The 15,471-nt window shown below is 42.6% G+C and carries 11 protein-coding genes and 3 pseudogenes; 2 read left to right on the top strand and 12 right to left on the bottom strand.

What is annotated here, in order from left to right; translation table 11 throughout:
- Positions 1-267: 267 nt before the first annotated feature.
- The 4 genes and pseudogenes from proC to AEX56_RS00890 all read right to left on the bottom strand — a co-directional run bounded on the left by proC (position 268) and on the right by AEX56_RS00890 (position 5,858).
- Complete coding sequence (gene proC, locus AEX56_RS00905; RefSeq protein WP_049617548.1) at positions 268-1,068, bottom strand: pyrroline-5-carboxylate reductase; 801 nt, start codon at positions 1,066-1,068, stop codon at positions 268-270.
- Positions 1,062-2,303, bottom strand: a complete 1,242-nt coding sequence (locus AEX56_RS00900) for a glutamate-5-semialdehyde dehydrogenase (RefSeq protein WP_049617547.1) — start codon at positions 2,301-2,303, stop codon at positions 1,062-1,064. Before AEX56_RS00900 ends, proC begins: the two co-directional genes overlap by 7 nt.
- A pseudogene (gene proB / locus AEX56_RS00895) lies at positions 2,300-3,317 on the bottom strand (glutamate 5-kinase). Before proB ends, AEX56_RS00900 begins: the two are co-directional and overlap by 4 nt.
- A gap of 60 nt (positions 3,318-3,377) precedes the next feature.
- Positions 3,378-5,858, bottom strand: coding sequence for a bifunctional DnaQ family exonuclease/ATP-dependent helicase (locus AEX56_RS00890; protein ID WP_049617546.1), 2,481 nt, complete (start codon positions 5,856-5,858; stop codon positions 3,378-3,380).
- A gap of 117 nt (positions 5,859-5,975) precedes the next feature.
- On the opposite strand from AEX56_RS00890, the pseudogene AEX56_RS00885 reads away from it, so the two are divergent.
- A pseudogene (locus tag AEX56_RS00885) lies at positions 5,976-6,613 on the top strand (MBL fold metallo-hydrolase).
- Positions 6,614-6,645: 32 nt separating this feature from the next.
- Here the strand turns inward: AEX56_RS00885 and ftsX are convergent.
- The 7 genes and pseudogenes from ftsX to AEX56_RS08740 all read right to left on the bottom strand — a co-directional run bounded on the left by ftsX (position 6,646) and on the right by AEX56_RS08740 (position 11,802).
- Complete coding sequence (gene ftsX / locus AEX56_RS00880) at positions 6,646-7,575, bottom strand: permease-like cell division protein FtsX (RefSeq protein WP_049617545.1); 930 nt, start codon at positions 7,573-7,575, stop codon at positions 6,646-6,648.
- Positions 7,568-8,260 carry a cell division ATP-binding protein FtsE gene (ftsE, locus tag AEX56_RS00875; RefSeq protein ID WP_049617544.1) on the bottom strand — a complete coding sequence of 231 codons (693 nt, stop codon included), beginning with the start codon at positions 8,258-8,260 and terminating at the stop codon, positions 7,568-7,570. Before ftsE ends, ftsX begins: the two co-directional genes overlap by 8 nt.
- A gap of 50 nt (positions 8,261-8,310) precedes the next feature.
- Positions 8,311-9,342: pseudogene (prfB, locus tag AEX56_RS00870) on the bottom strand (peptide chain release factor 2).
- A gap of 49 nt (positions 9,343-9,391) precedes the next feature.
- On the bottom strand, positions 9,392-10,519 hold the full coding sequence (queG, locus tag AEX56_RS00865; protein ID WP_049618205.1) for a tRNA epoxyqueuosine(34) reductase QueG: 1,128 nt from the start codon (positions 10,517-10,519) through the stop codon (positions 9,392-9,394).
- A 154-nt stretch (positions 10,520-10,673) separates the two neighbouring features.
- Entirely contained in the window at positions 10,674-11,030 is a 357-nt protein-coding gene (locus tag AEX56_RS00860) for a TM2 domain-containing protein (protein ID WP_049617543.1), read from the bottom strand.
- A gap of 18 nt (positions 11,031-11,048) precedes the next feature.
- Positions 11,049-11,636 carry a TM2 domain-containing protein gene (locus AEX56_RS08100; RefSeq protein WP_236682934.1) on the bottom strand — a complete coding sequence of 196 codons (588 nt, stop codon included), beginning with the start codon at positions 11,634-11,636 and terminating at the stop codon, positions 11,049-11,051.
- The gene (locus AEX56_RS08740; protein WP_236682933.1) at positions 11,617-11,802 is read right to left on the bottom strand and encodes a hypothetical protein; all 186 of its coding nucleotides are present in this window, start codon (positions 11,800-11,802) and stop codon (positions 11,617-11,619) included. The genes AEX56_RS08100 and AEX56_RS08740 overlap by 20 nt, the downstream gene beginning before the upstream one ends.
- A gap of 300 nt (positions 11,803-12,102) precedes the next feature.
- Between AEX56_RS08740 and AEX56_RS09415 the strand changes: the two genes are divergently transcribed.
- A complete protein-coding gene (locus AEX56_RS09415) occupies positions 12,103-12,375 on the top strand; it encodes a TetR/AcrR family transcriptional regulator (protein WP_160315155.1) in 273 nt (90 codons plus the stop codon).
- Between the two features lie 248 nt (positions 12,376-12,623).
- Here AEX56_RS09415 and AEX56_RS00850 read toward each other — a convergent pair whose 3' ends face one another.
- Complete coding sequence (locus tag AEX56_RS00850; RefSeq protein ID WP_049617542.1) at positions 12,624-15,308, bottom strand: cation-translocating P-type ATPase; 2,685 nt, start codon at positions 15,306-15,308, stop codon at positions 12,624-12,626.
- Positions 15,309-15,471 lie beyond the last annotated feature (163 nt).

The following is a 15,471-nucleotide window of genomic DNA, read 5'->3' as shown; positions in this document are numbered from 1 at the left end:
CTCTTCAAATGCATAGACACCCTTAGTGGTAATAAGATAAGAATCAGCTTTTTCAGAGAGTGTAAAAGGAGTCGCGCTTCGCGGCTTCAGAATAAAAAAGATAGAAATGAACACCACTAGTAGCAGCCCCAAAAGAACCACAATTTTTTCATCAAAACGACTCCTTTAAGACTTTCTTTTATACTTGGATAGGGTATCTTTAGCACCTTAAAATATAGGTCCAATAAGTTGAAACAAGGTAAAGGTAGGACCACTCAAGAAAAAGTATTACCGTCTCTCCGATTCCTTAGTCCGTTTCAAGGCACGATTAACTCCTGAGATGATGCTGGCTTGAAAGCCTTCTTCTTGGAGAGCAACAAGACCCGCGATAGTGGAACCTCCTGGTGAAGTCACCTGATCGCGAAGCTGAGCTGGATGAAGAGGACTCTCTAGGACCATTTGAGCTGATCCGACAAGGGTCTGGGCAGCCAAGACTTGTGCATTCGCAACCGTCAAGCCATTTTGCACCCCCGCTCTGCTCATGGCTTCAATCATTTCATACACGAAAGCGGGCCCGCAGCCTGCAATAGCTGTAGCGGCGTCGATAAGACTTTCAGGCAGTCGTTTGACTTGACCGGATTTTGCCATTAGTTTTTCAAATAGCTGAGCGACTTGATCATTTTCCGTTGCAAAAGTTGTCATGCCTTGACCAATAGCAACTGGTGTATTAGGCATCATGCGTAGCCATTTTTCAGACGGATGTAGCGCAACCAAATCTGTCAAGGTCACACCTGCTGCCATGGAAATACAAATGAGGTCGGTGTTTTCAGCTAAGGAAACCTCCAATTCAGCTAGAACCTTCCCTATCAAGCGAGGTTTAACACCTAAAAATAGCACCTGTGTCTGAGCCGCAATGGTCTCATTATCCGCTAGGGTACCTCCAATTTGGTCTTGCAAAGCCTGAGCTTTCTGAAGATTGTGATGACTGAGTAAGAGCTCTACATTTTCTATTTTTGACAGAGCTTGGGCAACTGCGCCACCCATATTACCAAGGCCAATAATGCCTACTTTTACTTTTTTTTCTACCATCTAACTTGTCCATTTCCTGTGATGATGTATTTATAGGTGGTCATTTCACGTAGTCCCATGGGTCCACGCGCATGCATTTTTTGCGTGGAAATGCCCAGTTCGCAGCCCAGTCCAAACTGACCTCCGTCCGTGAATCGCGTCGAAACATTGACATAGACTGCCGCTGAGTCCACACCCTGTGTGAAGAGATCAGCTGTAGCTTGATTTTCGGTGACAATGGCTTCGCTATGGCCCGTCGAGTGAGTTGCAAGGTGGTCTACCGCTTGTTCCACGTCGTCCACTACTCTGACCGCTAATATATAATCTAAAAATTCTGTATCAAAATCATCTGTTCCAGCCAAAACAGCCTCTTTCAAGTAGGCTTTGGCTTTTTCTTCTGCGCGAAGTGCTACCTGACCATTCAACTTTTCTTCCAAGATAGGTAAGAACATCGCCGCAATTTCTTGATGAACCAAGAGAACCTCTGCACTATTACAAACGGATGGGCGACTGATTTTTGCATTGATGACAATATCCAGCGCCTTTTGCAAATCAGCATCCTTGTCCACATAAATATGGCAAATACCAGTCCCTGTCTCGATAACGGGCACCGTTGCTTGCTCAACAACTGCACGAATCAATCCCACACCACCACGTGGAATCAAGAGATCAATCTTGCCTTTAGCCGTCATGAGTTCGCTTGCGGATGCGCGACTGGTGTCTTGAACCAATTCAATGACCTGATCAGACAAACCTGCCTCACCAAGCCCCGTTTTCAAGGCTTGGACAATGGCTGAGGCGGAATGAAAAGCTTCCTTACCACCACGTAAAATAATGGCATTTCCGCTCTTAATGGCAAGAGCAGCCGCGTCAGAGGTCACATTAGGGCGACTCTCGTAAATCATTCCCAAAAGTCCAAAAGGAACCGAGCGCTTTTGGATGGTCATGCCATTTTCAGCCTCATGTTCTTCCAAGACCAGTCCAGCTGGGTCTGGCAGGTCAATCAAGGCGCGAATTCCATTTGCCATGTCCACGATTCGTTCTTCTGTGAGACGGAGGCGATCCAGCATCACTGAGCTGATGGTTGCTCGCGCTGCTTCCATGTCTAAGGCATTGGTTGCTAAAATTTCTGCAGTAGCTGCTTCTAAGCTATCCGCCATCTTAGCCAGAGCCAGATTTTTTTGTTCCGTCGTCGCTAAATTGATAGATTTTTTATGAACTAATAATGAATCTAATAACGCTTGTGTTGAGGTCATTTTCTACCTTTCCAGAGGCTCACCCAATCATTGCGATGGATGAAAACGCCCTCTACTTTTTCTTGTTCTAGATGTATACGCACTTGATCAGACGACAATTTTACTCGTCCTTTTCCGATTATACGCTCCAAACTTTGGCTATAGACAGATACGATATCCCCCACTAGAAATTCACCTTCAATAAACAGTCGCATCCGTTCGTGCATAGAAAGCCATCCATTGCTTACGCTGATTGAGACTGTGGTCGTCCGCCAAGAAGAGTGTTCCCTTGTTAGTTTGAGTAACAGCTTCTAAGAGAGCAGTGTCTTTTTGACTTGAACAGATGAAAACGGGAACGCCAGATTTGGTTGCTATCTGTGCTGCTTGAAGTTTGGTCGTCATACCACCAGTAGCATTTGAAGAACCTGCTCCCGCTGCCATTTCAAAGAGCTCTTCGGTGACAGACTGGATAATCGGCAAATGCTGCGCTGTCACATCCACACTTGGATTAGCAGTGTAGAGACCGTCTACATCGGTCAAAAGCACCATCAAATCTGCTTTGAGCAATGAAGCCACTTGAGCAGATAAGGTATCGTTGTCTCCAACTTTGATTTCCTCGATAGCAATCGTGTCATTCTCATTGATAATAGGAATAGCACGACGTTTTAAAAGAACCTGTAAGGCTTGAGAGGCATTTTTATAGCGTCTCGCATCCGCAAAATCATCTTGGGTCAGGAGTACTTGGGCAGAAACAATTCCGTCTTTCATGAGATTTTGAGTGTATTCTTCGATGAGGAGGCCCTGACCAACAGCTGCACTGGCTTGCTTTTCCGCAATCTTAGTCGGTCGTTTTTCAAAGCCTAAACGGCGAAATCCTGCCGCAATCGAACCCGATGTCACCAAGACAATCTGATAGCCTTTTTGATGCAACTGCGCCAATTGATTGGTGATACGAGCAATCTTAATACGATCCAGACTCCCATTATCTTGGGTCAGAGAACTAGTCCCCACTTTAAATACAATCGTTTTTTCCATCTTGTACCTCCTCTTCAAAGTTTAAGAAAAAGTATACCATATTTACCCCTGTAGGTACAGCTATTTTTTCTTTGTCTTTCTCTTAAAAAATGCCTCAATGCCCGCTTTGACATCCGCTAAAGGAAGGATAGATAGTTCATGGTCTTGCTGCAAAAATTCACTAATCTGCTGACCATATTGTTTGGTCACCATACGTGGATCTAAAAGAACAACCACAGAGCGCTGCTGTCTAGAGCGATTGGTGCGACCAATGGCTTGTTTCAACCGGATTAACATCATAGGCAGGGAATAATCATAGAAAGGATTTTTACCAGATTGTCGCAAATGGTGATTGATTTTTTGAGTGAGTCTATCCTTTGGATGATCAAATGGTAATCGAACAATCACTGCTAACACTTTGTCCTGCTTGGCAAAATCTATGCCCTGCCAGAAAATACCGGTACCCAGAAGGAGATTAACCTCCCCTTTTTCAAATCGCTTTTTGAGTTGAACTTCGTCGCCATGGCGGTGTTGGGCCAAGTGAAGGAGGTCTTTCTGTTCTAAAATATCCGAAACCGCTAGCATGAGTGAAATGGAGCTAAAGAGAACCAAGGTTGGCTTGTTTAGGCTGGCTAATTTTACCAATTCAGTCGCTACAAAAGCCGCATGGTCCGCTTCAGACCAAGACAAGACATCCGGCAAATCACTGGGCTGGATTAGTAGTTGATTGGTGATAGACTGGTTTTCTACTTTGTCAAAGCTCACATCTTCAAAGCCTAGTAAATCTGCAATCGTCAAATGCGATGTTAATTCCAAGGTCGCACTAATGCAGAAAATTTTAGGATTTTTTAGGAAATCTTGAGCACGTAAGAGATGATGCATAGCACCACGCAACAGACGAATGCGTTTATCTTGCATCTGGCGACTTTCCAGCCAAAATTGGTCATAGCGCATCAACCATTCTTCTATAAAGGCGACATCTGGGTCATTTAATTCTGCTAGGTTCTGTCGCAATTGACTGAATTGGTCAGCCGTCATTTCATAATGCCCATGCTGAGTTCCTTTTTTAACTAGCTGATCCAGCTCAAAAATGCTAGATTCCCAGAGGCGTTTTTCCAGTATATCTGTCGACTTGTCTTTCTTCCTCTGCCATCCCTGCATCACAGCCGCTACATCTATGGTCTGACTGGCAAAATCTTCCATAGTCAAGAGAAAACGCTGCACCTCGTCCAATACTAATATACGCTCCGACAGCAAGCTATCATCCTCCATCAAATGTTGGAGGAAGTAAGCATGATTGGTTAGAATAAGGCGGCTTTGACGCGCGCGTGATTGCAACCTTACCCAAAAATCCCACTCCGCAAACTGTGACTGATTAATCAAAAAGCCGTCGTGTTTGAGCTCGTCAAAATAAGATTGGTATCGATACTGCTGTTTAAGCTCGTCCATGTCTCCTGTTTCCGTCTGAGTCAACCAAACCAGAATTTGCATTTTAAAGAGATTGACCAGACGATTCTCATCTTGACGGTGTAGAGTCTTCCAAAAGTAATCCAGCTTGATAAAATGCCGCGCAGATTTAAGAGATTCCATAGAAATATTGAAGGTTTCCTGAAGTTTCAGCCCCTCGTTTTCCATAATTTGCTGCTGTAAGGCTTTAGTTGGTAGGCTAACCAGTATAGGCTGGTCAGTTCTGGCCAATAGTGGCAAGAGATAACCGTAAGTCTTGCCTATTCCAGCTTGTGCTTGGATAAAATGCGTTTGCTTGTCTGATTTCAGATTCTTTTCCACCATGCAAGCGAGACTTTCCTGTCGTTTTCGACTGTCTAGCCCAAGAAGAGCAATATTTTTTGAGAAATCTTCTGACAGATGACGTGTTTGCGGTAGAGACGATGAATTTTTTAACACCAGACCATGAACTTCGGTCAAGGTAGATGCCAAATAGTCACTCATTTGCGGGTAAAGCTCATCCAGAATCATGCGTGATTCATAAAGCCAAGAATCACCCAATTTCAACAGTTGTTTCACTGTCACTTTAGGCAGGGAGAGAATTTTTTCCTGAATAGCCAGAAAAAGCTGTGCTGTTGCCATAGCATCAGCAATAGCCGTATGCGCCTGCTGTAAAGGAATTCCCAATTCCTGAGTCAAATGCCCTAGATTGTGTTTAGCATAAGTTGGGAAAAGTACCTGAGCTAATTCCACCGTGTCCACGCGTGGTGTCAAGAGGTCAAACCCTTCAAAAAAGAGCGCTTCTGCTAATAAATTAGCATCGAATTTAACATTGTGTGCTACAAAAACGGCATCACCAATCAAGTCGTAAATCTCACGCACTACCTGTCCAAAATCAGGAGCTTGCGCCAGTTGCTCATCCGTGATGCCTGTCAATTCCTTGATATGCTTATCCAATGGTTCATAAGGATTAATATCTGACTCGAAAGTGGTCATAATTTCCCCATTTTGAACGATGACAATCCCAATCTGAATAATTTTTGCCTTAGAGCCTGTTCCAGTCGCCTCTAAATCAATTACGGCGTACTTATTGGCTTTGATTTTTTCCGTCAACATACCTAGATTATATCATAAATCAAGTTTCTATCCCATCATCCGTACATAGCAGAGCTATTTCCTGCAAAGACTGAAGAATTTTGTTAGACTAGAGAAAAGAAGTTTGGAGGAGAGCTCATGAAAATCCATCGTACCATCAATGAAATCGCAGGCGAAAACACTTACTACCTTGAAAATGATAGCTATCTGATCCTTATTGATTCAGGTAGTGACTGGAATAAGATTAAATGTAAAATAGAAGAGATTGCCAAGCCCATTTCCGCCATTCTCCTCACTCATACTCACTATGATCATATTTTGAGTCTGGATTTGGTCCGTGAAACTTTCGGTCAACCACCTCTGTTTACGTGGCAGAAAGTGAAGCGTCCTGGCTCTTTGACCCGCAAATGAATTTATCCGGTCTCCCTCGTCACGATGACATGGAAGATGTCGTTTTGAAACCAGCTGAGGAAGCCTTCCCCTATGATACACCTTACAATTTGGACGGTTTTACATTCACAGTTGTACAAACATCTGGACATTCCATCGGCGGCGTTTCCTTTGTTTTTCCGGAAGAAGAATTGGTTCTCACAGGTGATGCTCTCTTTCGCAATTCTGTCGGCCGCACCGATCTGCCAACTAGCAACTTTGACGATTTGATGACAGGTATCAAGAATAACCTCTTCACCCTACCAGGCCACTACAAAGTCTATTCAGGTCATGGTTATAGCACATCTATCGCACAGGAGCGCAATTTTAACCCATTTTTTAACTAAAAGAAAAAGCCCAATAGGGCTTTTTTTATGTTTTAAATCTTCAAGTAACGGCTCATAGAGATGGTTGACCCAAGGGCACCGATAACGACACCTACTACAAAGAGACTCCCAATCATTCCAGGAATGAAGATATTTTGAGGAATGAGGGATAGATTCTGCGATGCTAAGCTAGCATTGACAGAAGTAAAGATTGCTTGATGAATGAAATAAACCAAAATAGATGGAATAATTGCTCCGAGAAGCCCTACCCAGGCACCTTCCAAGAGGAATGGACCTCGTATATAAGAATTCTTCGCTCCCACCAAACGCATGATTTGAATTTCACGACTACGGGAGATAATGGTAATGCGAATGGTATTTGAAATCAAGAAGACCGCTGTAAAGAGCAAAAGAGCTGTTGCCGCAAATCCCCATGTACGAACCATGTCAGCCAGTTTGAAAATGCGTTCTGTCTGAACTTCCCCGTCACGAACTTCTGTAATGCCATCAATTTTCGAAAGCGCTTCTGCTACAGGTTTCACATACTGCGGCTCTGTCGTATCAATAATATAAGCATCGTAAAGCGGATTAGCGTCCCCTTGGAAAAGATTCCATGTGTCCCCCAAGGTTTCTGTTAGATGTTTAAGCTGCTCATCCTTACTAGAATAGGTCACACTTTCCACATGTTCAGTCGCAACAATTTGATTGTACACTTCTTGGAAACTCTCATTTTTTACGGTTTCCCCAGCTTCGTTCACAATGTTTTCTTGCTGATCTGTGCTGTCCGCACGCAGGTAAACATTAATTCGAACATTGTTTTCCAAGTCAGAAGCCAGCTTTGCCGTATTTAAAATAACAGAGGCAAAAATTCCCACCAAAGTCAGAGTAATGGTCACTGAAGAGATTGCTGCAATGGTCATCCAACCATTTCGTTTGAGGCTTTTCAGCGACTCAACAAAATGTCTTAAAAATCGTCTAATCATCGTATCCGTACTCTCCTTCTACTTCATCACGTACCACTCGACCGTCTTCGATTGCGATAACGCGGTGGCGGAGTGTGTTTACGATTTGACTATTGTGGGTAGCCATCAAAATTGTAGTCCCTTGCAAGTTAATACGCTCTAAAAGATTCATGATTTCCCATGAATTTTCTGGGTCCAAATTTCCTGTTGGCTCATCAGCAATCAAGACTTTTGGGTTATTAGCAATGGCACGCGCAATCGCGATACGCTGCTGTTCCCCACCTGATAATTCATTCGGGAAAGAACGAATTTTGTGTTTGAGACCAACCAAATCTAAGACTTCCATGACACGCTTTTTAATGTTACGCGGTTTTTCACCGATAACTTCCATAGCGTAAGCGATGTTTTCAAAAACAGTCTTACGTGGTAAAAGTTTGTAGTCCTGGAAGACTACCCCTACACTACGGCGCAACATTGGAATATCTTTTTTCTTGATTTTACCAAGATAGAATTTTCCAACTTTGAGAGTCCCTTTGTCAATCTTTTCCTCACGGTAAAGAAGTTTAATAAAGGTTGATTTACCAGCCCCGGAAGGACCTACGATATAGGCAAATTCCCCTGCTTCAACATTGACTGATACATTTCGTAAGGCAGTCGTTCCGTTTCCATATTTCTTGGAGACGTCCTTCATTTCTATAATTCCCATTAGATGTTTCTGTTCTTTTTTTCGAAAAACAGCCTTTCTGTTTATTTGGACTAGCTGATTCGCCACTTAAGATAGGCATCAATAAAGCCTTCGATGTCTCCATCCATGACCTTGTCAACCTGTGCTACTTCAAAATTGGTTCGGTGATCCTTCACCATAGTGTAAGGTGTAAAGACATAGGAGCGAATTTGGCTGCCCCATGTAATTTCTCGCTTATCACCTTTCAAAGCATCCACCTCTGCCGCCTTCTTCTCTTGCTCCATTTGATAGAGTTTTGCCTGCAAGAGTTTGAGAGCACGGTCTCGGTTCCCATATTGGGTACGATCCACCGTTGATTGAGTGACAGTCCCTGTCGGAATATGGGTCAGACGTACACCAGTTGAAACCTTATTGACGTTCTGTCCACCAGCACCACCACTTCGGAAGGTGTCCATTTTAATCTCGTCATCACGAATCTCTACCTCGATGGTGTCATCCAATTCCGGCATCACTTCTACCGATGTAAAGGAAGTATGACGACGTTTAGCAGAGTCAAATGGAGAAATCCGTACCAAGCGGTGAACACCCATTTCAGACTTCAAGAGACCATAGGCGTTAGGACCTGTAATGCTGAGTGTGACGGACTTAATGCCCGCCTCATCCCCTGCCTGATAGTCCAAGGTCTCAACTGCAAAACCTTTGCTATTTCCAAATCGCATATACATGCGCATGAGCATTTCGCCCCAATCCTGAGCCTCTGTGCCACCTGATCCTGGATGAATTTCCAAGATGGCATTGTTGTGGTCGTAGCGCTCAATTCCTCTCGAACAGATTCATCTTCTGCCAAGAAATCTAGCAAGATTTGTGAATCATCAAATAATTCAATCATTTGATGGAAATTTGTATAGGTCGCCTTGAGCTCATTGAGTTCTTGCGAAGTTTTTTGAGCTGCCAAATTATCGTTCCAAAAATCTGGCTCCGTCATCTTGTTTTCCAAGATGGCAATTTCTTCCTCTAGACCGTCTAAGTCAAAGAGACCCCCTGAATGAGTTCAATTTGGCCTCGAGCTCTTCAATTTTTTGTCGAATTTCTGTTGTATCCATTACTACCTCATTTTTTCTTGTCCAAATGGACATTATTCTCTTTATTGTATCATACTTGTGCCGCTTTCGCTAGGGCTAAAAATGCTGCCTTCTCTACCATCGCTTCCTCATGTTCCGATTGAATTTTCTCAATAAATTCCACCATCGCCTCGTTTGGTTGCTTAACCAGCTCTCCCAAAGCCCAGATAGCGGTTGCCATATGGACTGGATTTTGTTTTTTATCGATGATTTCAAGGAGTTTGGGAATAGCAGAGCGGTCACGACTATCGGCTAAAGCGATGATGGCATTCCGCTGAAGAATATTTTTTCCTCGCCAGGATCCTGCAATCATGCCAAATTTTTCCTTGAATTGGCTGTTGGATAATTCCAAGAATGGAATCAACTCTGGCTGCGCCAAATCCGGATCAATCTCAACCACAGGTGGGCTTGCTACCCCTTTATTATAAGGACAGCAAATCTGACAAATATCACAACCATAAATGACCGTTTTGATTTTCTTGCGGAATTCCAAATCCATCATCCCTTTATCCTGGGTCTGGAAAGAAAGACAACGTCTAGCATCCATAGTCGAATCTCCCAGCAAGCAAGATGTCGGGCAAGCCTCTACGCAACGGTTACAGTCACCACAACCATAGTCCACAGGACTATCTGGTTCAATTTCCAAGTTAGTAATCAACTCCCCCAAAAATATATAGGAACCAAATTCCTTGGAAATAACTAGACCATTTTTGCCGATAAAGCCTGTCCCCGCACGTCTGGCAACTGCTGTGTCTACCAGCGCACCCGTGTCCACCATACCCTTGTACTCAAAGTCAGCTATCAAAGCCTCGATTCCTCGAGCCAAGCGCTCCAACTTATCCTGCATAATATAGTGGTAGTCCATCCCCCAAGAATTTGGCGTAATTTTCCCACGCTTATACTGGGTTTTCTGTGGTTGCTGCGGTAGGAAGCGTGGATAAGCGACGTCGATAGAAATGATACTCTTAGCTGACGCCATGGTCAGCTTGGGATCAATTCGTTCTGCAATATTCTTGTGCTCAAAGCCTGTCGTTCGTCCTTCTTCTGCTGCGGCCTGCAAGGATTTTTCTAAATAAGCAAAATCATCTGCCGTAGTAAAACCAATCTTTGAAATCCCAATTTCTTGGGCTAATTTTTTGATTTCTTCTTTAATATTCATCAGCTTTATCTTAGCAAAAAAGCCCACATTTGCCAATTTAACAGTTAAGCTCTTTTGGGCATTTGATCATTATAGCAAAAAAAGAGGCTGCTTAGGTTACAATTCCCTAACGAAACCTCTCTTATGTGTCAAATTCTTTACAATTCCGACTTTTTTAAGCAACCCTACTAGCTATAGCCAATACTTCATTCAAGCGTTGTAAGTTGACTTGCTTAGTTGCCCCCATGATAAGGAACAAATCCACCAAAGGCCAGATTCCCAAGGTCACCCAAGATAAAAGTAGTTTAGCTACCCCAAGACCTACTTGACCGATATAAAAACGGTCTGCCCCAAATCCACCTAAAAAGAATGAAAAAATTAAGGCAACGACTGGATTCTTCAAATCAGCGGCTAGGACATAGGCTTTTTGATCTTTTGACAAACTGGCTAAGCGATTACGAAGAGCAGGGAGGGCTTCTGACGGAAGATTTCCTGCATTAGCGGCAATGTATGAATCTGCAAATGATGACATATTATCTCTCTTTTCTTTTTAATTTTCTTTTTCTTGGACTGGAATGGAGTGATTTAGTTCTTCCTGGCTTACCAAATCTTCCAATTCGATTTCAGTTTCTGGCTGTTCTTCTAAACTCTGCGCTACTTCAACCGTCTCCACATCCGCTACCTCAAAAGTTTCTTCAGCTGTGAATTCTTGTTGCTCCGCTTCTAGGATTTCTTGTGTTTCAGAAACTTTTTCTTCCATCACTGGAACTTCTTTTTCAGTCTCAATATCCACTTGCTCTTGTGCTGCAAGAACTACTCCTTCTCTTTGTAGCACCTGATTTTCTTGGCTATCATTCACGTCTTTAGTAAGAGCAGGTGATACTGAAGAAACTGGAGTTGTAGCAGCCGCTTGTGCTTTTTGAATATTCAAATTCAGCATTAGACGCTCAAAATTAGCCTGACGACAAGCTCCCATAATTAATATACAGTCAATAATTTTCCAGATAAACAGAATAGGAAATAAAATGAAACCAATAATGATAAAAAGAGTAACAAACGAGACAATAAAGAGGGCTAATTTCCCAAAACCCAGTTCCTTATTGCCAATGTAAAAACGGTCAGCACCAAATTCTCCCAAAAATAGAGCCAACAATAGGGCTACCGTAGGATTTTTGACATCCGTCACCATCAAAGCGCGCTGCAGCCTGTTCATCCAACTGTTCCAGCTCGCGTTGGATAATTGGAATTTGCTCTGATGGAAAAGAACTCATATTTGCCATTAAATAAGTTTGTGCGTAATTCATATTATTTCTCCTTTATTGCTCTTTTTTATCATAGCATATACAAGGTGAAATATCAATTTTCGACTGGCACTTATCCGTGAATATTCGCTTTGCATGTTTTTTATAGATTTTTAAATATTCATCGTGCGGAAACCAGACATAGAACTGGTATTATTCAACTTTTTTTGGTATATTTTCCTTTACAAATTGCCTTGATTTGTACAGTTTCTAATCCATTTCGGGGCAGAATAAAGCAGTAAGGTGGAGATGATATGAAAAAAATCCAAAGCAGAGGTCAAGATCATTCAAGGTTTTATTCATTTGTTACAAACACAACCCTTGGAAACCATCACAATCACTGACATTGTTAAAGCCTCCCAAGTTAGTCGAACAACTTTCTATCACTACTTCGATAGTCGCGATAGTTTGTTGAAGGATTCTCTCACACATTCTTTGGACCAAATTAAGATTATTTTGAATCAGAACCTACTCTTTCACAGAGCCGTTCTCACTGAAATGTTGGATTATATCCGCGAAAATCGAGCTTTTTTTCTACATGGCTCACCTATTACCCCGATTTTGATAAGATTGTAACAGATTATATCTGTCAGATTATCAAGCAATCCGACATCCAAAATTTAGAAAAACAGCTAGAAGAAGGTTACAAAATTCCTAAAAAATTTGCTTTTGATCTCTATGTTCTCACCATTAAAAGTATTATTTAAAATTGGATTCGCACGGATTTTCAAGAGTCCAGCCGCCAAATTGCTAATATGATTCATACTTCTGTTGAAATATAAAAAAATCAGATCTCTACGGATCTGATTTTTCTTTTTGATAAATTAAATAGCTTTTGCATCATGTCCAAGTTTACGTTGGATAAATTTCACGATTTCTACCAAGATAAACATGGCAAAGCTACCAATGACAACAACTGCCCATTGTGACAAGTCAAGATGTGAAACGTGGAAGATTTTTTCCAAGAATGGAACTGTCAAGGTCGCAACCAAAAGGATAAGCGAGCCTAAGATACCCCAGTTAAAGGTTTTATTCTTGAATGGTCCTACTGTAAAGACAGATTGGTAAACAGATTTCACGTTAAAGGCATGTACTAACTGGATAAGACCAAGGGTCGCGTAGGCCATTGTCAAAGCATCCGCATGGATTTCTTCATAAGTCATATGAACTGGGTTAAAGATCGCCCAGCCGTAAACACCAAGTACAAGCGCTGCTTGGAAGAGGCCTTGATAAGCTACGGCACCAAGAACACCACCAGAGAAGAAGCTTGAGTTACGTCCACGAGGTTTGTGTTTCATGACACCAGGCTCAGCTGGCTCCATACCAAGAGCGATGGCAGGAAGGGTATCTGTTACCAAGTTGATCCACAAGAGGTGAACTGGTTCAAGCACATCCCAGCCAAAGAGGGTTGCAAGGAAGATAGTCAATACTTCAGCGATATTAGCTGAAAGCAAGTATTGAACCGTTTTTTGAATATTTGAGAAGACTTTACGGCCTTCTTCAACGGCTACGATAATGGTTGCAAAGTTATCGTCCGCAAGGACCATGTCAGAAGCACCTTTGGAAACTTCTGTACCAGTGATACCCATACCAATACCGATATCTGCTGTTTTAAGAGATGGCGCATCATTGACACCATCACCAGTCATGGCAACGACTTTACCCTCATTTTGCCAAGCTTTTACGATACGAACTTTATGTTCAGGTGATACACGCGCATATACTGAGTATTGTTTGAAGATTTTTTGGAATTCTTCGTCTGAAAGCTCATTGAGCTCAGCCCCAGTAAAGACATGGTCTTCCGTATCGTTTGGATCGATTATTCCAAGACGTTTGGCAATAGCTTCTGCTGTATCTTGATGGTCACCGGTAATCATGATTGGACGGATACCAGCTTCTTTCGCAACAGCAACGGCTTTCGCAGCTTCTGGACGCTCAGGGTCAATCATCCCAACCAAACCAGAGAAGACAAGATTGTTTTCGACGATTTCTGTTTCCATTACTGGAATCGTATCTCCGTACTTGTAAGCCATCATGAGGACACGTAGGGCTTGTTTGGCAAGTGATTTATTAGTCGTTAAAATAGCTTCTTTATCTGCATCTGTAATCGGACGGATAGTGCCATTTTCTTCAATTTGTGTGACGCGTTTGAGCAGTTGGTCTGGTGCACCTTTAACGGCAACCAAGAATTTGCCACTTTCCAAACGATGAATGGTTGACATGAGTTTACGATCTGAATCAAATGGTGACTCAGCCACACGTGGTTCCACTTTGAGAGCGTCGCGCACATCAAATGCATGGTCGAAACCAAATTGCACAAGAGCTGTTTCTGTTGGATCACCAATCAGTTTACCACTTTGGTCTACTTTTGTGTCATTAGCAAAGTTCATGACACGAAGAGTCATATTGCTATCGTCAATATCTTCAGCAGCATCGATCAATTGACCATTTGTATAAACTTTTTCAACCGTCATTTGGTTCATTGTCAAAGTACCTGTTTTATCAGATGCGATGATTTCTGTTGAACCAAGGGTTTCCACTGCAGGCAATTTACGAATGATCGAGTTCCGTTTTGCAAGAACTTGTGTTCCCATAGAAAGGACAACTGTTACAACGGCTGGAAGACCTTCTGGGATTGCCGCAACAGCAAGCGCTACCGCTGTCATAAGAGCTGTAAGCGGAGCTTCTCCACGGACAAATACAGAAACCACAAAAGTAATCGCAGCAATCACCAAAACGGCATAAGTCAACACTTTAGACAATTGGTTGAGGTTTTGCTTGAGAGGGGTATCAGACTCATCGGCATTTGCTAACATGCTAGCAATATGCCCAACTTCTGTGAACATACCAGTGTTGGTCACGACACCAATACCACGTCCGTAAGTAACGTTTGAATTTTGGTAAGCCATATTGACACGGTCACCAATACCAGCATCTTCAGTTAGTTCAGCATTTAAATCTTTTTCAACTGGAACAGACTCCCCAGTCAAAGCAGCTTCTTCGATTTTGAGGGAAGCAGCTTCCAAAAGACGCATATCCGCTGGGACCACATCACCAGCTTCCAGTAGAACCACATCACCAGGAACCAATTCTTTAGAATCAACTTCCTTAACGTGGCCATCACGACGAACGCGGGCAAGTGGGCTTGACATAGATTTAAGAGCATCGATGGCCGCTTCAGCTTGACCTTCTTGGTAGACACCAAAGGCTGCATTGAGAACAACTACCAAGAGGATAATAAGGGCATCTGTCAACCCATGCATTCCTTCTGTCACCACAGAAAGGGCTGCGGCTGCCAACAAGATGATAATCATCAAATCTTTAAATTGGTCTAAGAATTTTTGGAAAAGGCTGCGTTTTTCACCCTCTTCTAACTCATTACGACCGTAATCTGCCAACCGTTGATTGGCTTGTTCACTGGTCAATCCTTTTTTGCTTGTTTCCAAGCTAGTTAACACAGTCTCCTCTGACTGCGTATAAAAGGCTTGACGTGCTTGTTCTTTTGACATAGCTTCTCCTTTTGGTCTCTTTCAATAAAAAAGAGACCTGTTTTTATTAAAACAAGTCTCGCTATTTCAGTTTATGCCGGAAACAAACGTTTCGAACTGACGACATAATCACGGTTGCTTCTCAAGACAATTTTTTCTTAAATCGAGGCACCGCAGTCGTAGA

Origin of the sequence: Streptococcus sp. X13SY08 (genome assembly GCF_001182825.2) — a bacterium.
Taxonomy (GTDB): domain Bacteria; phylum Bacillota; class Bacilli; order Lactobacillales; family Streptococcaceae; genus Streptococcus.
The sequence above is the reverse complement of the archived record's forward strand: the minus strand, read 5'-3'. Positions and strand labels throughout refer to the sequence as shown.